Annotated in this window: 26 protein-coding genes and 4 pseudogenes; 27 read left to right on the top strand and 3 right to left on the bottom strand. The window is 36.0% G+C overall.

All coding sequences use genetic code 11. The annotated features are described in order from the left end of the window. Positions 1-13: 13 nt before the first annotated feature. Both thiM and thiE read left to right on the top strand, forming a co-directional pair. Positions 14-835, top strand: a complete 822-nt coding sequence (gene thiM, locus JNUCC23_RS18250) for a hydroxyethylthiazole kinase (protein ID WP_454212855.1) — start codon at positions 14-16, stop codon at positions 833-835. Continuing rightward, positions 816-1,454 (top strand): thiamine phosphate synthase, encoded by a 639-nt coding sequence (thiE, locus tag JNUCC23_RS18245; protein WP_454212853.1) that lies wholly within the window; start codon positions 816-818, stop codon positions 1,452-1,454. Before thiM ends, thiE begins: the two co-directional genes overlap by 20 nt. Positions 1,455-2,012: 558 nt before the next feature. Here the strand turns inward: thiE and JNUCC23_RS18240 are convergent. Further along, positions 2,013-3,233, bottom strand: a complete 1,221-nt coding sequence (locus JNUCC23_RS18240; RefSeq protein WP_454212851.1) for an ATP-grasp domain-containing protein — start codon at positions 3,231-3,233, stop codon at positions 2,013-2,015. A 162-nt stretch (positions 3,234-3,395) separates the two neighbouring features. Here JNUCC23_RS18240 and JNUCC23_RS18235 point away from each other — a divergent pair, with 162 nt between their 5' ends. The 12 genes and pseudogenes from JNUCC23_RS18235 to JNUCC23_RS18180 all read left to right on the top strand — a co-directional run bounded on the left by JNUCC23_RS18235 (position 3,396) and on the right by JNUCC23_RS18180 (position 12,050). Further along, positions 3,396-4,439: a YheC/YheD family endospore coat-associated protein gene (locus JNUCC23_RS18235; protein ID WP_454212849.1), complete on the top strand. Its 1,044-nt coding sequence runs from the start codon at positions 3,396-3,398 to the stop codon at positions 4,437-4,439. Positions 4,440-5,091: 652 nt separating this feature from the next. Beyond that, a complete protein-coding gene (locus JNUCC23_RS18230; protein ID WP_454216140.1) occupies positions 5,092-5,418 on the top strand; it encodes a transposase in 327 nt (108 codons plus the stop codon). Then, positions 5,387-5,467, top strand: a pseudogene (locus tag JNUCC23_RS18225) (VOC family protein); the annotation flags it as partial. The gene JNUCC23_RS18230 and the pseudogene JNUCC23_RS18225, both read left to right, overlap by 32 nt. A gap of 156 nt (positions 5,468-5,623) precedes the next feature. Continuing rightward, positions 5,624-6,394: an isocitrate lyase/PEP mutase family protein gene (locus JNUCC23_RS18220; RefSeq protein ID WP_454212847.1), complete on the top strand. Its 771-nt coding sequence runs from the start codon at positions 5,624-5,626 to the stop codon at positions 6,392-6,394. Positions 6,395-6,416: 22 nt separating this feature from the next. After that, on the top strand, positions 6,417-6,989 hold the full coding sequence (locus JNUCC23_RS18215; RefSeq protein WP_403068227.1) for a bifunctional transcriptional activator/DNA repair enzyme AdaA: 573 nt from the start codon (positions 6,417-6,419) through the stop codon (positions 6,987-6,989). Next, positions 6,989-7,897, top strand: a complete 909-nt coding sequence (locus JNUCC23_RS18210) for a DNA-3-methyladenine glycosylase family protein (RefSeq protein WP_403068230.1) — start codon at positions 6,989-6,991, stop codon at positions 7,895-7,897. The genes JNUCC23_RS18215 and JNUCC23_RS18210 overlap by 1 nt, the downstream gene beginning before the upstream one ends. Continuing rightward, the gene (locus JNUCC23_RS18205) at positions 7,890-8,366 is read left to right on the top strand and encodes a methylated-DNA--[protein]-cysteine S-methyltransferase (protein ID WP_403068233.1); all 477 of its coding nucleotides are present in this window, start codon (positions 7,890-7,892) and stop codon (positions 8,364-8,366) included. The genes JNUCC23_RS18210 and JNUCC23_RS18205 overlap by 8 nt, the downstream gene beginning before the upstream one ends. A gap of 463 nt (positions 8,367-8,829) precedes the next feature. Next, positions 8,830-9,283, top strand: a pseudogene (locus JNUCC23_RS18200) (transposase); the annotation flags it as partial. A gap of 238 nt (positions 9,284-9,521) precedes the next feature. After that, positions 9,522-10,250, top strand: a complete 729-nt coding sequence (locus JNUCC23_RS18195; protein WP_403068236.1) for a metal-binding protein ZinT — start codon at positions 9,522-9,524, stop codon at positions 10,248-10,250. Positions 10,251-10,511: 261 nt separating this feature from the next. Continuing rightward, positions 10,512-10,666: pseudogene (locus JNUCC23_RS18190) on the top strand (tRNA 2-thiouridine(34) synthase MnmA); the annotation flags it as partial. Between the two features lie 98 nt (positions 10,667-10,764). Further along, on the top strand, positions 10,765-11,049 hold the full coding sequence (locus JNUCC23_RS18185) for a DUF3219 family protein (protein ID WP_062175992.1): 285 nt from the start codon (positions 10,765-10,767) through the stop codon (positions 11,047-11,049). A gap of 20 nt (positions 11,050-11,069) precedes the next feature. Further along, on the top strand, positions 11,070-12,050 hold the full coding sequence (locus JNUCC23_RS18180) for an LLM class flavin-dependent oxidoreductase (RefSeq protein WP_454212843.1): 981 nt from the start codon (positions 11,070-11,072) through the stop codon (positions 12,048-12,050). A 181-nt stretch (positions 12,051-12,231) separates the two neighbouring features. Here JNUCC23_RS18180 and JNUCC23_RS18175 read toward each other — a convergent pair whose 3' ends face one another. Beyond that, on the bottom strand, positions 12,232-12,678 hold the full coding sequence (locus JNUCC23_RS18175; protein ID WP_454212841.1) for a hypothetical protein: 447 nt from the start codon (positions 12,676-12,678) through the stop codon (positions 12,232-12,234). Further along, the gene (locus tag JNUCC23_RS18170) at positions 12,675-12,872 is read right to left on the bottom strand and encodes a DUF3311 domain-containing protein (RefSeq protein WP_454212840.1); all 198 of its coding nucleotides are present in this window, start codon (positions 12,870-12,872) and stop codon (positions 12,675-12,677) included. Before JNUCC23_RS18170 ends, JNUCC23_RS18175 begins: the two co-directional genes overlap by 4 nt. A gap of 286 nt (positions 12,873-13,158) precedes the next feature. Here JNUCC23_RS18170 and JNUCC23_RS18165 point away from each other — a divergent pair, with 286 nt between their 5' ends. From JNUCC23_RS18165 to JNUCC23_RS18105, 13 genes and pseudogenes are all read left to right on the top strand, one after another. Continuing rightward, positions 13,159-14,346 (top strand): amidohydrolase, encoded by a 1,188-nt coding sequence (locus JNUCC23_RS18165; RefSeq protein WP_454212838.1) that lies wholly within the window; start codon positions 13,159-13,161, stop codon positions 14,344-14,346. Positions 14,347-15,024: 678 nt separating this feature from the next. Further along, on the top strand, positions 15,025-15,414 hold the full coding sequence (locus tag JNUCC23_RS18160) for a VOC family protein (RefSeq protein WP_062182911.1): 390 nt from the start codon (positions 15,025-15,027) through the stop codon (positions 15,412-15,414). A 124-nt stretch (positions 15,415-15,538) separates the two neighbouring features. After that, on the top strand, positions 15,539-15,928 hold the full coding sequence (locus JNUCC23_RS18155) for a YybH family protein (protein WP_403068252.1): 390 nt from the start codon (positions 15,539-15,541) through the stop codon (positions 15,926-15,928). 340 nt (positions 15,929-16,268) lie between these two features. Beyond that, positions 16,269-16,847, top strand: a complete 579-nt coding sequence (locus JNUCC23_RS18150) for a histidine phosphatase family protein (RefSeq protein WP_454216137.1) — start codon at positions 16,269-16,271, stop codon at positions 16,845-16,847. Between the two features lie 357 nt (positions 16,848-17,204). After that, entirely contained in the window at positions 17,205-17,483 is a 279-nt protein-coding gene (locus JNUCC23_RS18145; RefSeq protein WP_403068255.1) for an ArsR/SmtB family transcription factor, read from the top strand. 100 nt (positions 17,484-17,583) lie between these two features. Beyond that, the gene (locus JNUCC23_RS18140; RefSeq protein WP_062176008.1) at positions 17,584-17,967 is read left to right on the top strand and encodes a VOC family protein; all 384 of its coding nucleotides are present in this window, start codon (positions 17,584-17,586) and stop codon (positions 17,965-17,967) included. Positions 17,968-18,180: 213 nt separating this feature from the next. Continuing rightward, positions 18,181-18,339 (top strand): annotated as a pseudogene (locus JNUCC23_RS18135) (DapH/DapD/GlmU-related protein); the annotation flags it as partial. A gap of 329 nt (positions 18,340-18,668) precedes the next feature. Further along, the gene (locus JNUCC23_RS18130; protein WP_454212835.1) at positions 18,669-19,166 is read left to right on the top strand and encodes an SRPBCC family protein; all 498 of its coding nucleotides are present in this window, start codon (positions 18,669-18,671) and stop codon (positions 19,164-19,166) included. 163 nt (positions 19,167-19,329) lie between these two features. Beyond that, positions 19,330-19,782, top strand: a complete 453-nt coding sequence (locus JNUCC23_RS18125; protein ID WP_454212834.1) for an SRPBCC family protein — start codon at positions 19,330-19,332, stop codon at positions 19,780-19,782. A 394-nt stretch (positions 19,783-20,176) separates the two neighbouring features. After that, complete coding sequence (locus JNUCC23_RS18120) at positions 20,177-20,914, top strand: extracellular solute-binding protein (RefSeq protein ID WP_454216135.1); 738 nt, start codon at positions 20,177-20,179, stop codon at positions 20,912-20,914. 14 nt (positions 20,915-20,928) lie between these two features. Continuing rightward, positions 20,929-21,399 (top strand): hypothetical protein, encoded by a 471-nt coding sequence (locus JNUCC23_RS18115; protein WP_454212832.1) that lies wholly within the window; start codon positions 20,929-20,931, stop codon positions 21,397-21,399. Positions 21,400-21,484: 85 nt separating this feature from the next. After that, positions 21,485-22,039: an RNA polymerase sigma factor gene (locus tag JNUCC23_RS18110; protein WP_403071944.1), complete on the top strand. Its 555-nt coding sequence runs from the start codon at positions 21,485-21,487 to the stop codon at positions 22,037-22,039. Further along, positions 22,040-22,762 (top strand): anti-sigma factor domain-containing protein, encoded by a 723-nt coding sequence (locus tag JNUCC23_RS18105; RefSeq protein WP_454212830.1) that lies wholly within the window; start codon positions 22,040-22,042, stop codon positions 22,760-22,762. The last annotated feature ends 48 nt before the right edge of the window (positions 22,763-22,810 follow it).

The raw sequence follows: 22,810 nt of genomic DNA, 5'->3' as shown, positions 1-22,810 counted from the left end.
AAATTTGGAGGGAATGACCGTGCAAAATAGAATCGAATTATTATTCAAGAAAGTCCGAAGTGCCAATCCGCTTGTTCATCATATAACCAATTCGGTCACAATCAATGACTGTGCGAATAGTACCCTTGCTATTGGCGGCTCTCCTGTTATGGCATCTAGTGTCAATGAGGCCGCAGATATGGCGAAAATTGCAAATGCCCTTGTCTTAAATTTAGGGACGCTTAACGCCGATTCCTGTGAAGCAATGATTTTAGCTGGAAAAGCTGCTAACTCTGCTCATATCCCGGTCATTCTTGATCCTGTTGGCGCTGGGGCAACACCTTATCGAATCGAGATGGCTGAGAAGATTCTTCATGAAGTGAAGATGAGCATTATTAGAGGGAATGCCAGTGAAATTTATAGTTTAATAGGAGGGCAAAGTCTGACGCGAGGTGTTGATTCAGGTACGGTATCTCTAGCAGGAGCAGACCTTGCTGCGCGGGCAGCGGTAGAACTAAACAGTACAATCGTTGTAAGTGGTAGAACAGATGCAATTAGTAACGGTGAAACGACTGTTTTAGTGAATAATGGCGATCCGATATTGACGAAAGTGACAGGAACAGGCTGTATGGCGACTTCCTTAATTGGTTGCTTCGCAGGGGTTACAGATCAGATGCTTGATGCAGCAGTAGCGGGAATTTCCGTCATGAGTATTGCTGGTGAATTAACTGCAAAGAAGCTATCAGAAGGAGAAGGAACTGGGACTTTCCGAATGAAATTAATTGATACGATCTCGCTGATGAACGGAGCGACTTGGATGAAGGAGGTACAATTACATGAGTATGCTACGAGATAATCTTAGCCTCTATCTTGTCACAGAGGAATCGATCCCGCTTGGAAAGCTTGAGCAAATTATTGAAGAGGCCATTCTTGGAGGAGTTACAGCTGTTCAATTAAGAGAAAAAACAGCCGATGGAAAAGTCTTTTATGAAAAAGCGTTAAAAATTAAACAATTACTTGCGACTTATTCCATTCCACTTTTCATAAATGACCGCGTTGATATTGCGCTTGCAGTAGAAGCAGAAGGCATTCATATTGGGCAAAGTGATATCCCTTTATCTGTCGTAAAGAAACTAGTTCCTGTGTCCATGAAGATAGGTGTCTCTGTTAAAAATGTCCAACAAGCCTTGATTGCTGAAGCAGAGGGAGCTGATTATATTGGGGTAGGTTCAGTCTTCCCAACTGTAACAAAAAAGGATGCTTCGATGCTACAGCATGGAGCACTGAAAATGATTTGCCAAGCTGTTGCCATTCCAGCTGTCGCGATTGGAGGCGTAACCTCTGCCAATCTTCCACAAATTCTCGATAGCGGTATTTGTGGTGCAGCGATTGTATCGGCGATTATGAAAGCAGATGATCCGAGAGAAGCAGCGGAAATTTTAAAAAAACAAATGATGACAGCAATAGTTCTCTAATAATTTGGCAGTTCGATTATATATCGTTTATATGACATGGTAAACGATGTATAGAGTGTGAGGTCATAACCTATAAAATAACTTTTGTCTCTTTTGCATTTCACCAAGTTAAAACAAGCTGACAAGAATCACATGTATATGATCCCTTTCGCTGTAACGCCAGTGCTATTACTATTACTGAAGAAATCACTAAAAATAAAAAATGCGAAAGTCTATGAAAATGACTTTCGCAAAAGGATAAGCTTTTACAAACATAGGTATGATGCTCATGTCTTTTTATATTTTACATCTACTTACTATTTTTTTAGTACTAGAATAAACCGATCATAACCTCTAACCTCACTTACATTAGAAGCACGGAGTAAATCCTATACGTTTTAATCATTATGAGACAATTTAATTTTCATTTGATTCATAGGGATTCATGTGAAAATTGAAGCACTATATTTTGAATAACTCCAGTTAGATGTTTTAGTGGCCTATATAGGCTGTCCGATTTGTAAAAGGGAAATGGAACTAAAGGCGATTCTTGTTTCTTTCAGGTTTTGCCCGTAATCATTATAGTTTTTCAATATTAAAATGAATCTCTTTAGCTGCTGCTATCGCCATTTGTTTGGCTTCTTCTTTATTATATGAGGAGGCTAACACGTATCCATAACGATCTCCCATCGATAAAGGGGGCCGTAATATCTTTCCTTTGCGTGGTTTTATAAACACTTCTTGCACCCCTGGATATTTACTAGCACGATTTTTCCCGGTAACACTAACCAATTTACCCTCAATATCTACAGTTAGATACTGTACATACACGTACTTACGATGTTTGATTGTAAGATTCGGCTGATTACCTAAAAATAACTGAATGGTTTCTTCTACTAAATTAATGCCATATCCCACCTCAATCAAGCGATTCATGGCACCGCCAGAAATTCTAGGGTTAATCTCGATTAATTTCCATCTCCCTCGAACGAGACGCAATTCGAGGTGACACGCACCGTTTTTCATGTCAAAAGCTTCTACAATTGTACAAACTGTTTCATAGAGATGATCAAAAAACTGTTTGTCCATATAAGCTAACAAGCTATATCCTGTTACGATAAAACGTTCTTGGAACGTAATTTCTTGTTCAATAACAGCTACGATAGTAATAGTTCCATCGTGTACTAATGTTTCAACTAAATACTGAGGGCCTGTTAAAAATTCTTCGATTAAAATAGGTGTATCATTATACTTATTTAATAGTTTATTTATTGCTAAGTTTAGTTGAAAGATGTCATTTGCCAGTAAGACATCTTTCGATCCAGCTGAAATAGGAGATTTCACTATTAATGGTAGATGATTTTTTTGTTCCTTAAGGAAATCTTTTGAGGAATCTTCTGGTGTATAAACGGTAAAGTAAGGTGAAGATCGGAGGCTTTTAAGAAGATTTCTTGTTAAAACTTTATCCTCCATATTCAGGATTGGATTTGTAGAAACAACGCTTGTACAGAATTTTTCTTCTAAAGCTGCTGCGATATTTACATAGGGATCTACGAAACTTAAGATTGCCTGTATCACTAGTCCGCGATTTTGTAATTTTTGAATCCCTTTTGTTAACGCCTCAAAATCAGATAGCTCTGTGAAGATCATTTGATGAACATCGGGAAATTCCAATCTTTGATCAATAAAATGTTGTTTATTTGTAAATAGCACGGTTAAATAGCCAAGACGCTCTGCAGCTTTTATAGCTTCTCTGCTGGATCCTGATTTATTAGAGCTAATAAAGATAATCGTATTCATAAAGTCATGTTACCCCACCTGTCTCTGCTGTTTTAAATCTATACTCATAGAATATATAAGTTGGTCCAATATTGTTCTCAATAATTTGAAAAATAGGAATAAAGATTAGCCTTGTTTTATATTTTTAAAGAACAGCATTTTATAAAGGTGGGATAAACGGTTATGACATTAATTGGCATGCTTCACCATCGGGAGGATCCGCAAAAAGTGAGAAGAGCTTATGCTTACTCAGCAGTAGCTAAAGCGGAAGGAATACCCTTCTTTTACTTCACGCCTGGGAAAGTAAATATGAAAAACCGAACGATTAATGGGAAAATATATGAGAACGGAATTTGGCAGGAAAAGCAGTTCCCTTTTCCTGACGTCATCTATAATGCCAGCTATCCTTTAACGGATAAAGCAGAAGAAATCGTGGATTTTTTAGCAGAAATCATTCCTTTTACAAGTCATTCAGTTGGTGATAAATCATATGTTAATAAGCTGATAAAAAAAGGGGAAATGTTTGCGCAATATCTTATCCCTTCTATGGATTTAATAGACGCTAAACGATTTATGCAAATGGTCCGTCTTTATCCAAAAGTAATTATGAAACCAGTATCCGGGAATCAGGGAAAAGGGATCGTTTTTATTGAAAAGGAAGGAAATGATAAATACAGAGTGAATGAAACTGGGGACATATCTATTTATACTAAGCAAGAATTGGTCGAATTCACAATTCGAAAGATTCAAGAACAACAGTATCTAGCTCAACAGTTCATTTCCTGTCAAATTAAAACGGGCCAAGTATATGACTTCCGATTGCATGTACAAAAAAATGGCGAAGGAAAGTGGGTCATTACCTCAATATATCCACGCATAGGAACTATAGGAAGCATTGCACCAAATATCGGAAGTGGGGGGTATACTGGTTATCTGGATATTTTTTTACAAAAAGAATTCAATGATTCTTGGTATAATATAAAAAAAACACTTGAATATTTCGCAATAAGTTTTTCGAACCACTTTGATTCTTTGTATGATGATGTGTCATTGGATGAATTAGGGATTGATGTTGGAATGGATGAAAATCAAAAATTGTGGTTATTTGAAGTAAATTGGAGACCAGGTGCGCCAATCATATTTAATTGCGAATTAGATGTAGCGAGAAATACGGTTCAATATGCTAAATATTTAGCTGAAAATAGCCAACGTAATGTAAAGGAATGACCATTATAACTTCTTAAGAAGAATCAAGATTGCTTGATGTTCTTATATACTTTTGTTAAAGCATTTATCTTCTGGATAGATGTTTTTTTACATGGCCGTTTACATAAACTTCGTTGCTTTTAAATTATATTTATACTACTATCCTGGGATGATTTCCGTTACAGGTACTCGCTTTCTGTAGGAGTCTCACTCCTTTCACTCCAATCAATGGTAGTGCCAAAATCAACAACGAGCATTTAAAGAAAACCGCCCTTTATTATCAAATAATTCCATTTTGGTGCTCTTTTAAAAAATGGCTTGATACAACAGCTTATTTACAAACGATGGCAATTTAAATGAACAATAAAAATGAAAAAAGGTCGTCTTGAAATAGACGCCCTTTTTTCTTAAACTAAAGCACCCATTCGTCGTAAAAAGCGTTCCTACCTATTGAAGAATATTCGGGGTTTATTTAAGTATATTATTTTTAAAAATTTATTTAATAATATAGATGAATCAATTTCATAACTCTGAGCCCTTGTAACTTAAGTGTTTTAATGCAATAAAAAAGGAGAACCTCCCCAAATGACGAGATGAGTAAGTGACTAAACTAACTCTCGAATCAAAAGGAGGTCTCCCTTTGTCCCTTATACGACAACAATCCCTATTTGACATGCAAGTTTTATTCGATTTAGAACCTACCCAGCGTTTTAATTCGGTTTTATCAGGCATTGGTATTCATCCAAACCTTGATATTGTGATGAAAAAGTCTCGATTCGGACCTAAACAATCACTTAATTACTTCGCGATGATCTATTCGTTAATCATTCGAATCCCCGAGCGCATTCCTTTCATAAAGGACCTAGTAAAGCGTTTCTCTACAGATTTACGATTTAAGGTTGATTGTGGATTCCGGGTATCAGATGAGATTCCATCTGAGGCTTCCTATTCGAGAATGATCACATTGATTGGTGACAATACCTTCTGGCAGAGTGTTTAACTTTGCGGATAATGAAGGCAATTACTTTGCTGTTTTGGAGAGAAAGTGAATGTAATCAAATAAAAAGTGCCAGTACTCATCGAATTTAGAATCATTCGAGTACCTGGCATTTTTTTCTTTGTAGACCATAAGCGCAAGAATGAGGACGCAATAGGTGTAGGCTCCTTGTTAAAATAGAGGTAAACAACCATTAGGAGGAGTTAGAATGACTACCATTCAGGAATTCAATAAATTACATTCGTCAAAAGAAATATTATTTTTAGGAAATGCATGGGATCTGTTATCTGCTTTAACGCTCGAGAAGGCAGGATTTAAAGCAATTGGTACAACAAGTTGGGGAATTGCGAACTCGTTTGGATATGCAGACGGTGAATTAATTGATTTTGAAAGACATCTTGGAGTCATCAAAACGATTACAGCAAATGTGAAAATACCTGTTTCCGCAGATATTGAGGCAGGCTATGGGGAAGACAAGGAAACGATTATTGAAAATGTTTTAAGGACGGCTGATGTTGGGGTTGCTGGCATCAATATAGAGGATTCATGCAAGAAACAAATGGGGCTCAGAACAATGAAAGAACATTGTCATCTTTTATCAGCAATCAGAACGGCATTAGATAATCATGGATATCAAGATTTTTATATTAATGCTAGAACCGATACATACTTTCAAACAGAAAATCCTTTCTTTGAAACGGTAAATCGTGCAAAGGCCTATGTAGAGAGTGGAGCTAGTGGAATATTTGTCCCTGGGTTGATTGACTATGATGAGATAAAAGAAATCACTTTGACAGTACACGCTCCAATTAATGTATTGTCTTTACCAGGACTTACAAATTGTCATGTGCTGCAGGAATTAGGCGTGCAACGTTTTAGCTTTGGTAATGCATTATCTGATAAAATTATTTCCTTTTTAGACAGCAATGCTGCACAATTAATGGAGTCAAAAGATACCTCATTGTTATATGAGGACTGACTTAGAAAGGGCGGGGAATTCAATGGAGGATACACTCAATCTTTCTTTTGATGAAATGTGGGATAAAGTCATGGCTTGCGATCAAAAGTATGATGGATTATTTTTTACGGCAGTGAAAACCACAAAAATATACTGTCGACCATCGTGTAGATCTAGAAAGCCGAAAAAGATAAATGTGGATTTCTACTATGACATCAACAAAGTTGAGCATGCTGGTTTTCGTGCTTGTAAAAGATGTCGGCCAGAAGTCGATCATTCCCCGCATGCTGAACTGGTCAGAAATGTAATTGCCTTCTTAATCAATCACTATAAACAAAAGTTGGTGTTACAGGATATTGCGAATCATGTCGGTGTAAGCCCTTTTTATCTTGAACGCTTGTTTAAGCAGGAAACGTTAGAAACTCCGCGTACTTATTTGGAGAAAATAAGAATTGATAAAGCAGCCTATCTTCTTTGCAGTGCAAATCGATCAAATCTTGAAATTTGCTATGAAGTTGGATTTCAGAGTCCCTCAAGTTTTTATAAGGCGTTTCGTCGTTTGAAGAATTGTTCACCAAGTGAATATCGTATTCTCGCCGAAAAGGAGCTACTGTAATGCAATGGAGCAATCACGGATCATTTATTGAGATACATCCACCGAAGGAATTCAATTTTGAAGAATGCCTAGTATTCTTGGGCAGGTCTCATAAAGAAGTGTTACATCAAATTAGAGATGGTTTATTATATAAGCTGATAAAAGTAAATGGAGAATTAATCTTGTGTAGAATTGGTTTCACTCAAGATGTAATTCATGTAGACTTTCCCATTCACCCATTGTCTATCACCAGTCATGAAGAAGTAGTAGCGTATATATGGGAATGGTTTGATTTGGATCAAGACTTGAGCCTTTTTTATGAAGTAGCTAACCAAGATAAGATATTGCAACAAATTCACAAGAGATATTATGGATTACGGATGATGTGTATACCAGACTTATTCGAAGCGTTGACTTGGGCAATAATGGGGCAACAAATAAATTTAACATTTGCGTACAAATTAAAGCAGCGCTTTGTTGAACACTTTGGGGAATGTCTTACTTTTGAAGGAAATCCTTTTTGGCTATACCCAACATATGAAAGAATCGCCACCTTAGGGATAGAGGAGTTAAGAACACTTCAATTTACTGTTAGGAAGGCTGAATATGTTATTGGAGTTGCCAAGGCCATGAGAAATGGCGAATTAACAAAAGAAATGTTGCTGCAAGAACCAGCGTATCAGCAAGCACAAAAGTCTTTACTGGCGATAAGGGGAGTGGGAGCATGGACGGCGGATTATGTGCTGATGAAATGTTTACACCATCCATCTGCCTTTCCGATAGCAGATGTCGGTCTTCATAATGCTTTAAAGCTTCAATTAGGGCTTGAGCGTAAACCGACAATAGCGGAAATTAAAGAAGTGGCAACAAATTGGGAAGGTTGGCAAGCGTATGCTACCTTTTATCTCTGGAGGTCTTTATATGAATAAATTAGATTACAAATCTCCGATTGGCGTAATAGAGATAGTGGGCTCAGAGGAAGTGGTTAGTTCTATTATGTTCGTTGAGAGGGATGAAATCATCAATACGGTAAACTATGAAACACCCAAGGTTTTAGTGGATTGTTTTAATCAATTGGATGAATATTTTAAGGGTGAGCGTCATGTATTTACATTCTCTTATAACTTTGAGGGTACAGAATTTCAAAAAACGGTATGGAACGCTTTGACAACTATCCCTTACGCCGAAACAGGGTCCTATAAAGATATTGCTGTTGCCATTAAGAATGAAAAATCCGTCAGAGCAGTAGGAACTGCCAATGGCAAAAATAGATTAAGTATCGTCATTCCTTGTCATCGAATTATCGGTTCAAACGGGAAATTAACAGGCTATGCAGGTGGTTTGTGGAGAAAAGAATGGCTGCTTCAGCATGAGAAGTCTTTTAAAAAGGTAGATTGAAGTTAGGTAATATAACCACAAAAACGACTAAGAAAATACTTTTTAGTCGTTTTTGTGTTGGATGAATGGTCCATATGCAGAATGGCGAAACATTACGAATGTCATTGAAAAAGCAAAACATACATTAAATGAATCAATTTCATAACTCTGATCCCTTGTAACTCAAGTGTTTTAATGCAATAAAAAAGGAGGACCTCCCCAAATGTCGAAATGAGTAAGTGACTAAACTAACTCACCAATCAAAAGAAGGTCCCCCTTTGTCCTTTATACGACAACAATCCCTATTTGACATGCAAGTTTTATTCGATTTAGAACCTACCCAACGTTTTAATTCGGTTTTATCAGGTATTGATATTCATCCAATCCCTGATATTGTGATGAAAAAGTCTCGATTCGGACCTAAACAATCGCTTAATTACTCCGCGATGATCTATTCGTTAATCATTCGAATCACTAAGCGCATTCCATCATTACCTATAATAAAAAGAACGAGCCGGAGTCAATGGGATTTGATAAGTATTTCGCACCGACATGCGTGCGGGAACATTCCTATCGGTACGACAGCTTCGATGCGAAGTACAAAATGCTGAAATACACACGACCAATTGAATGTCAGAAGTGTCCATTAGCCAACGACAGTCTATGTCAGAAGGTCTATAAAAAGGAAATCACAGATGATCTCAGACGTTATACAGCACCTGCAAGAGGGTCGGTGAAATGGGATGAAAAAATCTATAGAACGAAGTTCCATTGAACGTGTAAATGCTTATCTCAAAGGCTACATTCTACTAGATCAGATATATCCTTGTACAGGAGAGAAAGCCAAAGTTCATTTCAACTTGGTTCATATTGCGTACAATGCCAGTAAACTTGCAGTTGATCGACTCAACCATCTTCAACTATCCACAACGGCGTAATCGGAAATTTCATTCGTTTTTTTTAGAAATCATTTCAAATTCTATTTCTTTATGATTTTTTAAAAGTACGCATTATGAAATCGATTCATATCGATCTTTCATTAAATAAAAAACACAAATCAAAATCATTTCGTTTTATATTGACGGAATATTTTAAACGTAGTATATTCATAAAGTGTAAATAGTAATTGTTACGATTTATATCGATTATTAAAATGGAAAAGGAGATCGTTTATTTATGAAAAAGGAACTTATCAAATCAATACTTGTGTTTTTCTTATTAGGTATAGTCCTTACAGGCTGTCAAGAAAAAGTAGATACACCTGTCGAAAATGCTTCCTCAGATTCTGAACCTACTTCTTCTGATTCTAATTCTGGATCTACAGAAGATACCAATCATAACCATCATCACGATGATGAAAAGCAGAAAGAAGTATATTCAGGAATATTTGAAGATGACGAAGTTGAAGATAGAGAATTATCAGATTGGGAAGGAGATTGGCAATCAGTCTATCCATACTTATTAGATGGAACTTTAGATGAGGTCTTACAGAAAAAAGTAGAAACAAACAAAGATAAAACCTTTGAAGAGTACAAAGAATATTATAAAGTTGGGTATGAAGCAGACATTGAACGAATCGTGATAAAAGATGATACGATGACATTTTATAAAAATGGAGAAGGAAAAGCAGGAGAATATAAGTATCATGGATACGAAATTTTGACTTATGAATCCGGAAATAGAGGTGTTCGTTATTTATTTGATTTAGTTGGAGAAGTAGATGGTGTACCAAAACATGTTCAATTCAGTGATCATAGTATTTATCCAACAAAAGCAGAACATTACCATATTTATTTTGGAGATGTAGATCATAGCATTCTTTTAAATGAATTAGACAATTGGCCAACCTATTATTTTTCTAACCTAAGTGGAGAAGAAATTGCAGAAGAAATGAATGCACATTAATTTTTTTCGTTATTTTCCTATTTTAGTTCGATAGAATAAAATAGAGCTTTAGAAAAAAGCAATATTAACAGTTTCTCTCAAATACATATTTAACAGCAAATGAAGAAACGTCATTTTAAAAAAGTTAGATTAAAATGGCGTTTTTTTATTTGCTCAATTTTTATATCGATCTCAACTTAAAATAGTTATTTTTTTCAATTCCTCTTGGGATTTTTTCTCATACAGATAGGTAATGATGTGAAGAAGCTAAGGGCATGACAAAAAGTCTTTACTTATTTTCTTGAAGAATATGATGTGGGATAACATCCAATCCGGATGTTATGTGCAATAAAGAAATAAAAATTAAAGATTTCCTCGATTATGGGCTAAGTCTTGGAGCAGGTTATATAGCAACTGGTCAATATGAGCGTGTAGAAAACGACAAATGTATATCACACGCTTCATTTCTAAGCTATAGAGTTCATTGACTGGTTAAGGATGTGTTATTATTTTTGGGGAAAGGGATGATGATGAAATGGTTAAGGAAATTCAACTAAATGATACGAAAATCAAAATCACACAATATGAAGAGAAAAAAGAAAACAATGGAATTGAAATTTCGGTAACTTTTTATGTTACAAGTGACGACTACCATGACATAACAACACTTCTTTATAAAGGAACATTTGATGTAATAGTACCCGAGAAACATCTTGAGTTCCACGGAACGATCCAAGAATATTCAACATCTATTACAAATCTATACGAAAAAGGACAAATAGGCGAATTTAAACTGACTTTAAAAGAAGGAACAAAATAGAAGAGGGGGAATTTCATTTTATGAAATTAAGCATTTTAGATCAATCTCCCATTTCAACTAATCAAACGGCACACGATGCACTACAGGAATCAATGAAACTTGCACAAATAGGGGAGACATTAGGATATTCACGTTATTGGATTGCTGAACATCATGCATTGCCAGGGCTTGCATGCTCCGCACCCGAGGTGATGTTAGGTTATATTGGAGCTAACACAAAAAATATACGAATTGGCTCTGGGGCGGTTTTATTGCCATATTATAAGCCATATAAAGTGGCAGAAACCTATCACTTGCTGTCCACTCTATTTCCAAATCGAATTGATGTAGGAATCGGGAGGGCACCGGGTGGTCCTGCTGAAGCATCAAATGCATTATCAGACAACTTTTTGGAAAATGTTTATAAAATGCCCGATTTAGTAAAAGAATTAATTAAATACATAGATAATGAGGAGTCCATATTACCTGCTTCTCCGTTACCACAAATTAGTCCTGAACTTTGGATGCTAGGAACGAGTAAAAAAAGTGCAAATTTTGCAGCGGAAAATGGTTTAGCTTATTGTTTCGGACAATTTATGAGTGATGAAAACGGGGAAGAAATCATCCAACAATATCGTCATTCATTTCAACCAAGAAAAAAAGGCCAAAAACCTTACGTCATTATGGCTTTATCAGTAATTTGCGCAGAAACTACTCAGAAGGCAGAAGAAATTGCCTTAAGTTCGATTACTTGGCAACTACAAAACGAGAATAGGAAAGGGAGCCGGGGTGTTCCTTCTGTCGATGAAGCTAAAGAATTTCAATTAAATCCACGTGATCAAGAGTCAATTGAAAGAATAAAAAAGAAAATGATTATAGGCAATCCGAATGAGGTGAAAAGTAAGCTAATAAAGATTCAATCCCATGTATTAGCAGATGAAATCATGATTGTAACCATCACTTATTCACCAAAGGATAAGCATCAATCATATCAATTAATCGCAGAACAATGCATCAAATGAAATAGTTGAACAATATAGAAAGGAGGGTGCTCTTTTATATATCTGTCCCCCTTAATCAATGGTTAACTTCTCATTTCATGATTAATTATCGAATAAATAATTTTCTTACTTGGACTGTTATCACCATTTTATTAATAAATTGAACAGTTCCACTTAAATCATTGAATATCCAATCTATTCATCAAGCGGATTGTGAATTTTCTTTTCTGGTATCTGCTGTTACTTTTTTGTTTGTAAAAAGACTGACAATGACTGTTATGACAATATTTATTGTTAGAGCAATTATCCCAACGTTTAAATCTTGAATCACTTGTGGGAATGATGGAAACATCGTCGCGATCGTCCCTTGTTTAATGGTAATGTATGCCACGGTAATAACGCCAAAAATCATCCCAGTTGCAGCACCTTGTTTGGTTACAAAGTTATTTTTCATAAAGCTAAAAACAATCGCTGGGAACAATTGAGTGATAAAGCTGTATGCCATTAACAGAAAGACAAAGATCGTCCCAAAACCACGTCCCCCAACAGACCATTGCTCCAAATCCATGTTTTTTCCTTTTCTCGCTTGAATACCCAAAACAATTGAAAATAGTAGAAAGTCGAAAATAATGAAAATAGCTGCATTCACGATGTATCACCTTCTTTATTATTTGGGTCAAGTTTAAAGATGATGGCCATAATGACAGATGTAAGGACGACCCACATGACAGCCCAAAATAAAATGAATGGCATACCAAGCACATAAGGTTCGATTTTGTTAACAAACGGTAACCCTAACATCCCGATAAACGGTATGAGAGATAGTAGATGGATAAATTTCATGCACATTTCCTCCCTGATTTTTTTGATAAGTAATTCATCTACTCTACTATATTATCAATACTATAAAAATATTATATCGATAAAAATTCTGAATTATTCAAATATATTTGCGGTAAATATTATTTTAAAATATACTTTACGTAGAGTCATGATCTTCCAATTGGATGTAGTAGGCTAAATCACTGTGTAAAAGGGTTTTACTTGCTTACTTTTGATTGTCATTCAAACAATGAAAAGTTTACTAGGAAGATCATACTGAATCATACATAAGAAGGAGAAGGCGAATATGAAAAACTATTTAATGAAAATGTTAGAAGCTCGTAAAGAAGAAATGATCCAAATTCGTCGTTATTTACATGAAAACCCAGAGTTGAGCTTTAAAGAACAAAATACGGCTCAATATATTATTGATTTTTATCAAGGGAAAGACGTCGACATCCAAACGAATGTGGGGAATGGGTATGGCATCATCGTGACGATTAAAGGTGAAAAACCAGGAAAAACGATTGGATTACGAGCAGATTTTGATGCACTACCGATTATGGAAGAAACGGAACTTCCGTTTAAATCGAAAAATGATGGTGTCATGCATGCATGCGGCCATGATGGACACACAGCTTATATGCTAGTACTTGCCGATTGTCTCATTCAATTAAAGTCATTGCTTTCAGGTACGATCAAAATTATCCACCAACATGCTGAAGAAGTACCACCAGGTGGAGCAAAAAGTATCATGGAATCGGGATTACTAGATGACTTAGACGCAGTTTATGGAGTCCATTTATTCCCGGATAATCCAGTGGGCCATATTGGATATCGAAGTGGGTATGCGATGGCTGGGAGAACGTATTTCAAATTAGCTATCCAAGGTGTTGGCGGTCATGGCTCCTCACCTCATTTAGCAAATGATGCGATCGTTGCTGGTGCTCATTTTGTTACTGCTGTACAAACCGTCATTAGCCGTCGATTAAATCCTTTCGATATGGGAGTCGTGACCATTGGTTCATTTGATGGCAAAGGTTCTTTTAATGTCATAAAGGATCGGATCGAATTAGAAGGTGATGTCCGCTATATGACAGAAAAAACACAAAAGTTGATTGAGCAAGAAATTCACCGTCTTGTCCGCGGTATCGAAACTGAATTTGCTGTTCAATGCGAACTTACTTATACAGCTGATTATCCGCCTTTAATCAATGATCCAGAAATCACCAAAGCTGTTGTGACAAGTCTTCAAAACAGTAAAGAACCAGAAATTAGGGAAATAAGCGAATACCCAATGTTCTCTGGCTCAGAAGACTTTTCTTATTATGTAGAAAAGATTCCAGGTACTTTCTTTTACATTGGCTGTAAACCTCAAGGAGTAGAGAAGGTGTATTTCAATCATCATCCGAAATTCGATATCGACGAAGATGCCCTTCTCGTTGCAGCAAAATCTGTTGGGGAAGTAGTTTGTAGTTATTTTGAATTAGATTAATATAAAGTCATTTAAAAATCTAGATGTTCACAAAGTCACAGACTAGACTTCATGAACGTCTTTTTCTTAGAGGAATGTTTGTAGGTACTATGATCTTACTTTCGCAATCTTTTCATGAATATGGGACTGATAACAACGCCAGTTATGTTACTTCGTTAAAGGACCATTTAATAGAGTAACTTCTATTGGATAGAGCAAGCACTTTTTTTATCTTCACGAAACATATTATTATATGTGTTCTTGAATAACGGATACTTGCGACCAGACTATCAAACTAACCTAGAAAATAGACATAGATATTAGTCGGGATAAGAGATAATTATATAGAATCTAACCAGTTCATCAGAATCGTTTGTATAGGTGCGTTCAGTATTTGCGTTAAATTTAATAGTTTCATCAGTGTTTAATACAAACTTCTCACCTTAAACATTGAGCGTAAGTATACCACGTTGTATAAGTACATATTCTTCACCTATATGCTTTTCGGATATATGACTAAAGCCAGGTTTAAGGTCTACAGTGAAAAGTTCAAACTTTTTTTCTGAATGAAAGGGGAAAACGGAATATACAAGATAATTTCCATCAACATCAATCAATGGGTTCAGTTGATTGATGTTTACTTAGCCACAAAACGACTAAGGTAAAAAATAAATTGGTGAAATGAAAGAAGTGAAGATTTTGATTAAATATAAATGCCTCCATCATGTTAGTCTTACTGTGACAGATTTGGAAAGAGCAAAAGAATTCTATGGTAAAACATTATGTTTAAAAGAAATACAGCGTCCTGATTTTGATTTTCCAGGTGCTTGGTATGAAATAGAGGGACATCAACTTCACTTGATAGTCGATCCCTCTTCACAGACGATTCGTAAGGATAAAAGCTTATCCAGCAGAGAAGGTCACTTTGCTCTTGGAGTTGAGAACTACTATGACACTCTTAAATGGTTAAAACAGAATGAAGTTGAAATCCTTGAAAAACCAAACGGAAAAAGTGGATACGCACAAATTTTCTGTGCCGATCCAGATGGTAATTTGATTGAACTAAATGTTAATCAAAAAGATCTATAAGTAGGCAAAGATAACTGCCATTACTGGCTCTTTTCTTATTGAAGTAACGGGGCAGTTTAGTGGAACAAGGATATTAGAACTTAATTGGAGAATTTAAAATTATAAAGATAAGGAGTGGTGTAATTTGGAACACGAATTAAAGGAGTTTATCAAGAAGTGTGATAAAGCAATAAAGCAGGAAGATTTTGATACTCTGAAGAATTACTATACTGATGATGCGATTCTGGTAGTAAAACCAGATATGATTGCACGAGGAAAAGAGGAAATCAAACAAGCATTTATTAAAATTGCGAAATATTTTAATAACAGTCTTGTCCCAGCACAGGGAGAAATGATTATTTTAGAAGCTGGAGATACTGCATTAGTTATTTCCCAAACGCTACTTGAGGCTGATAAAAATGAAACGGAATATTCTATGGATAGAAGGTCAACCTATGTGTTTAAGAAAAATTCACAAGGCGAATGGCTTTGTGCAATCGACAACTCATATGGTACAGACTTAATCAATATGTAGACTTTTATGCTATTGTTTATGCGTATAATCTGCATTTTTGTTATGTCGAAAAGTTCCTTTTATATGTAGCAAAGATAGTTTATCTCGTTTAACTAACGGGTGATTCGTATTATAAGGTTAGCCAGTTTTTACTGGTTGACCTTTTTTTAATAGAATCTATTATATCAGTAGCCAGGGGAGGACATACGGGTGTGTGGGGCATTCGTTCAGTTAAGAAAGTCTGCTACGGTAGCTTTTTTCTTATTCGACTAACGGAGCAGTTTAGTTAAAGAAGGAAAATATAAACATTTAATAGGAATATTCAAGGATGAATTTAAATATAGGGAGTGGAAATCTATATATGACTAAAATTGGGATTATTCGTCACGGGAGTACAACTTGGAATAAGGGAGGTAGAGCACAGGGGAATTCTGATATACAATTGAATGAAGAGGGGTTATCAGGTGCACATCAGCTTGCAGAACGATTAAGAACAGAAGAGTGGGATATAGTTTATTCTAGTAATCTATTAAGAGCTCAACAAACGGCTGAAATTATAGCAGATAAAATTGGGATACAAATACATTTGGATTCTAGGCTCCGCGAAGTAGGTGGAGGATTAATTGAGGGAACCACTGAAGAGGAAAGGGTTTTAAAGTGGGGGAGGAAATGGTGGGAATTAGATTTAGGAATTGAAAGTGATGATAGTGTTATTGCTAGAGGTCTTTCATTAATTGAAGAGGTTAGCAACAAACATATTAATCAAAATATATTAATCGTTAGTCACGGTTCATTCATTAAACAGATTTTAAAAGTGCTAGTACCTCATTTTAATATTGAAGAATCTCTAAGTAACACGTCTTTCACTTCTCTGGTAAAGTATGAGAATGGATGGGATTGTGATTTGTATAATTGTACAAAACATTTAAATGAAAGCTAATTCTTAACTTAGTATTTACCTATATGTTAAGAGTTTGTAGTTCAACTAAAGGGTACTATAGCATGATATAGGGGTGCTACGGCAGACTTTTCTTATTTAAGTAGCGGGCAGGTTAGTTGAAGAAGAAACGTGTAAAAGATTAAAAAACATACAAAGTGCTTATTAATTTAACTAGTGTGTTGATCCAACGAGGATTAATGCACTTTTTTGTTGAAATTCAGTTTATATTACTTTAATGGTACAACTACAAATATGTGACTTTAACTTGTTAAGATTGTATGATACAGTTCCTTTATCACGCAACCATACAGTTGCTTATGTTTGACAAGCAACCATACAGTTGCTTATACTCAATATATGAATGGGAACAAAGACGCTATATTCAAAGCACTCGGCGATTCGACTCGGCGATTGATATTAGACGAACTATCTGAACGTAACGAGTTGACATTGTATGAACTTACGGTACGTCTTATTATGAAGCACGACCTTTCCATTTCCCGACAAGCGATTGCTAAACATCTTTCTGCATTGGAAGATGCAGGACTCGTAAAATCAAAACGAAAGGGAAAATATCGAGTACTCATGTTCAACAACGAACCACTTAAAGATTTGCTAAAAGGATGGATAGAGTAATTTATTTAAAAACTTCTGACGAATGTAGGGGTTTTTCTGCCTGGAGCTAAATTGTTTGCAGAGCACCAACGTGGTAAATATCAAAGGAGGCAAAAGAAGTATGAAAATCATTGTTACCAGTCTATTCGTACAAGACCAAGACAAGGCACTGGAATTTTATTCAGAAAAGCTGGGATTTGTAAAAAAGCATGATGTTCCCATGGGGAAATTTAGGTGGATTACGCTTGTTTCTCCCGATGATCATGACGGTACCGAGCTTTTACTCGAACCGAATGAGCATCCTGCTGCCAAAGAGTATCAAAAGAAGATATTTGCCGAAGGCATCCCAGCAACAATGTTTGGCGTTGCAGATATTCATAAAGAGTACAAACGATTATTGGAAAACGGTGTGAAGTTTACTATGGAGCCGACAAAAATGGGCGAAGTCACAATAGCTGTCTTCGACGATACATGCGGCAACCTTATTCAGATAGCGCAGAAGTAACTTTGTCGAAATAGATATAACTTAGTTCTAAACGACTTTATTGTTATATTTTAAATTCGGTGAAGTGTTATTATCAACAATTAAACAACTTTATCCCGGTATTACAGCCTGTAAATTCCCGATTGGTTCAACTAACCCCCACTGAGGGAAGTTTCACTTTATGTAAACCCTGTCCTAATATAGGACGGGGTTATATATTTTTAAGGGTTAAAAATAAATGATATTGTTGTCATTGGCGGTAGTTGTGTGATCCTGCCTGGTGTCAATATTGGTGATAACTCAATTGTTGCTGCTGGTTCTGTTGTAACAAAAGATGTTTCTGCTAATACGATAGTAGCTGGAAATCCAGAAAAAGTCATAAAAAATATTTAATTTACAGACTTCCCGTATGAGAAAGCCCGCTTCTTTAGAGGTAGGATGATAGTGAGGTCGAACCAGGCGTTTCTTAAGATACGTAAATGGTTCGACCTTTTTTATTTTATGTTGTGTTAAGCAAAAATCAATAACTTCCTATTATATAGCCAATCTTTTTATGCATATTTATTGCATCGGGAACATTTGTTCTGTTATAATCATCCTATAAACATAAAAAGCTGAAAGAGCTCGTACCAGAGTCGCTAAAAGGTTTGGAATGAATGGTAAGGATTAAAGAATTGGAAGCAAAAAAGAAAGAACATGATATTACATAAAGGAGTATGAATATGAACAACTATTCAACAACCACTTTAACAATGGTAAGAAATTTTGATGTAGTATCTGAAAGAGTTTTTGATGCATGGTTAAATCCTGACATGATGAGAAAATGGTTCTTTACATTGGAAGGGACAAATAAGGTGGCACAAAATAATCCCAAAGTAGATGGTACTTGGGAAATTGTTGATCAACGAGGTGGAAAAGACTATCGAGCGATCGGGGAGTATCTTGAAATTGACGCTCCAACAAAATTAGTGTTTACTTTTAAAATGCCACAGTTTAGCGATACAGTAGACACGATTACAGTTGAGCTAAAAGAACTTCAACAAGGTTGTGAAATGACATTTTCACAACATATTGTCGTTCCACATGAAGAAAATTGGACAAAATCTGATATCGAAAAAGCGCTTGGAGAGTATCACGATCAAACTGAACATGGCTGGAATTTAATGTTCATGGGACTTAAGGAATTAGTTGAGACAGGAAAAGTTAGCTATACAGGCTAAAAATCACTGAAAGGTGTGTCAGTGAACTAGATTATGGATAAATGGAAATGAGTGGCGTTTCTACAAGATGTGGAGACGCTTTTTTATGGTAGAGTTAATCTATTATAGAAATTTCGATGTAAATCGATTGAAGTGTATAGAATGTTGATAGAGGTGATTTTCAATGAAAAAATGGACAAAAGACATAGAAATAAACGCTCCAATTGAACAGGTTTGGAAGTTTCTTGATGGTTCTTTAGAGAATATGCAAGAAATCATGCCTCAAGTAGTTGAGAACAAACCTATTAAAATAACTGAAGAAGTGGTTGGCAGTGTATATCGCCAAAGTTATAGAGAAGGAAAACGAATAGAAGAGTATGATGTAGAAACATTAGAATATTTGAATGCACCTAATAAGAAAAAGCTAAAAGTAGGTTTTACACTTGCTAATATGTTTGAAATTACCGCTTTTTATGAATTAAATAGAATGAATGATAATCAGACTTCCTTTAAATATACAGTAACTAATCGCCCGTTAAAGTGGTTTGTGAAAATATTTTTATTGTTTGCTACCGAAAAAGTGGTCGTTGAATTTTTAGAACGTGTTAAAAATGTAGCTGAAGCGAAAAACTTGTAAATAACCTGACATTCATCCCCCTTATCATTGGGCTTGCCCCTTCAGAAGATAAGAGGGGGTCTTTTTTTTCAAAACAATATGATGTTAAAGCGCGCCCTTTTACCATGAAGGATTAATCCTGTAGCACGCTACACTCGCCTAATCACAATGGTGGCGGTGCGGAGCCGGATTTTGAAGCTTTCTTAGTAAAGTACGTATATCTGAAAAGTAGGTTGTCTAGATTAGTAAGTCGCGAAGCCGGGTCCCATGTCCTTTATACAAAATAATAAAAAAATTCATTTTTTTCAAACCGTTTGGAAGTTTGTCTCGTTACCTATAGTATAAACAGATTTTTCTGAAAGGAGAGTAGAAAGGCGTGAAGAAGAAGGTTATCTTTCTTGGATGTATAGTATGTATGCTTATGTTGTTAGGCTTTTCAGCAGTCATGGATTCTAAACGGAGTCTTGCAAAAAATGATGTTGTAAAAGTATATGGACCAGGTGGGCCCCTTGGACCAATGAAGGAGTTGGCGAATCGGTTTACGAATGAAACGGGGATAAAAGTTGAAGTAACTGCGGGGCCAGAAGCAAAATGGATTGATCAAGCCAAACAGGATGCCGACATGATTTACGGCGGGTCTGAGTATATGTTGACGGATTTCCTACTTAAACATCCGGGCATTGTAAATGAAAAAACCCGTACTGAATTGTATCCGCGAGCAGCTGGAATTTTAGTTAGAAAAGGAAATCCTAAACAGATACACTCTTTGGAAGATTTAACGAAAAACGGTATAAAGATTGTCGATGTGAATGGAGCGGGTCAACTTGGCTTGTGGGAGGATTTAGCAGGAGGAAAAGGGCTTATCTCTGGAATTAGCAAGAATATTAGGGTATCAGTTAAATCGAGTGCTGAAGCGATCGAACTTTGGGAGAAAAATTCTAAATATGATGCCTGGATTACATATGAATCTTGGCATTATCGTCTTGCAGATGTGACTGAACTGGTTCAGCTTCCAGATGAAGAAAAACTTTATCGAGGAACGCCAATTAGTATAACAAGTAAGACGGACAATAAGAAAGAAGCCAAACTATTTATTAAATATTTAAAATCAGAAGCCTCTCATCAAGTGTTTCAAAAATGGGGCTGGAAGTGAAGGAGTAGAGTTAAATGAAGAAATGGATGTTTATGTTAACGTTAGTTGCAAGCGTACTGTTTTTAGCAGCATGTGGAAATGATACGAAAGATTCTACTAAGGAGGATCAAGCGGTTGCCACCACAGCTGATGAGACTACTCCGAGTCTAAAAGTATTGGAAAATGAAAAAGTAGGAAAGTATTTGGCTGATTCTAAAAAAATGGCACTGTACTATTTTAAAAAGGATGAAGCAGGAAAAAGCAACTGTTCGGGTGAGTGTTTGGAAAATTGGCCGCCCTTCTTGGGGCAGGATTTTAATGTACCAGAAGGCTTTGACAAAAAAGACTTTGGAACAATTAAAAGAGAGGACACTGGTGCAGAACAGGTTACTTTCAAAGGATTCCCGCTCTACTATTTTGTAAATGATCAGCAAGTAGGAGATGTCAATGGAGAAGGAGTCAAAGATGTTTGGTATATTGTAAATAAGGAAACGGTTTTACCATAATACGAAAACAGGGGGAACGATCAGACTCGTGATTGTTCCTGTTGTTCGTTTTCAAAAATTATTTGGCGAGGAGTTGCAGGTGCGATTGAAAGAAAAACTTGATCAAGAATTAATGGCATTAGTAATTAAAAAGCATCGTCCTGCTCTGGAGGAACTTTATGACCGATATATTAAATTAATCTATGGCTTCGTTATTAAATTTACTAATGGAAATGAAGAAAAAACAAAGGAGATCGTGCAGCTCGTTTTTTTAAAGCTTTGGACGACAAAAAGCAGTTTTAGCCCTGAAAAGGGGAACTTCGTGAATTGGCTGTTAACGGTTACACGGAATGTATGTGTCGATTATGTTCGTAAAGACAGTATTCATGTTCAGAATAACCAACAAATCGGGATGAGTCAGTCAATTGACATAGAAGATCCAAATAATGATATCGAAAATGGACTGATTAACAGTGAAATTACGAAAGCCAAAAATAAGTTAAGCAAGCCACAAAAAAGACTAATTGATTTATTATATTGGAAAGGGTATTCGCTTACGGAAATTGCTAAAATTGAAAATGAACCGATTGGAACGATCAAGAGCAGACTTCATCAGTCACTCAAGCAGTTGAAGAAGTATTTGGAAGTAGGTGATTTGTAAATGAAAATAGAATGTGATAACCTGCTTTCATTTTTAACAGATGAATTGGAAGAAAAAGAAAAAATAGCATTCAGAGAACACTTAATGAACTGTCCAGAATGCGCCAGGGAGTATGATCAAATGACGGAAGCCTGGAAATTATTAAAATGGGATTTTGAAGAAATTGCTCCCCCTGATACGCTTAAATCGGATGTGATGAATTTTGTTTTTGAGGGAGCTAATGAAAATCCTGTGCGCAAGGTGAAGAAATGGAGCCGTTTTTTCAGCAGGCAGTTTACACCAGTCACTTCAGGACTCTTCTTGGCTACTCTAGTTTTAGTGATTATCCTATTTTACTCCAATATGCAATTAAAAAAAGAACTCCTAGCGACCGATCGACCGGTAAAGGTTGAAACAACATTTTCTTTACAGCCTGCCGATCAGACTGCTGTAAATATGAAAACTGCCGGAGCTGCATATATCTTGCAGCAAGGTCATGAAAAAAGCTTAGTCGTCCAGATTCAAAATTTACCTGCATTACAAGAGTCTGAGGTTTATCAAGTGTGGCTTTTGAATAATGGTGAACGGACGAATGGCGGCACATTTAAGCCTGATGAAGCTGGTACAGGGTCATTGACTTACAAGCTTCCAGCAAATGATCGATTCAATCAAATCGGCATTACGAAAGAACCAGATCCAAACGGTACACAGCCGCGAGGGATAAAAATAGTTGGATCTTCTTGATCATGAAAGAAGGGTTGACTACACACTCTATACATTGTCTATTGTGTC

The sequence above is a fragment of the Peribacillus sp. JNUCC 23 genome (assembly GCF_053653995.1).
Note: the sequence above shows the minus strand (reverse complement) of the source record. Positions and strands in the feature narration are given on the sequence as shown.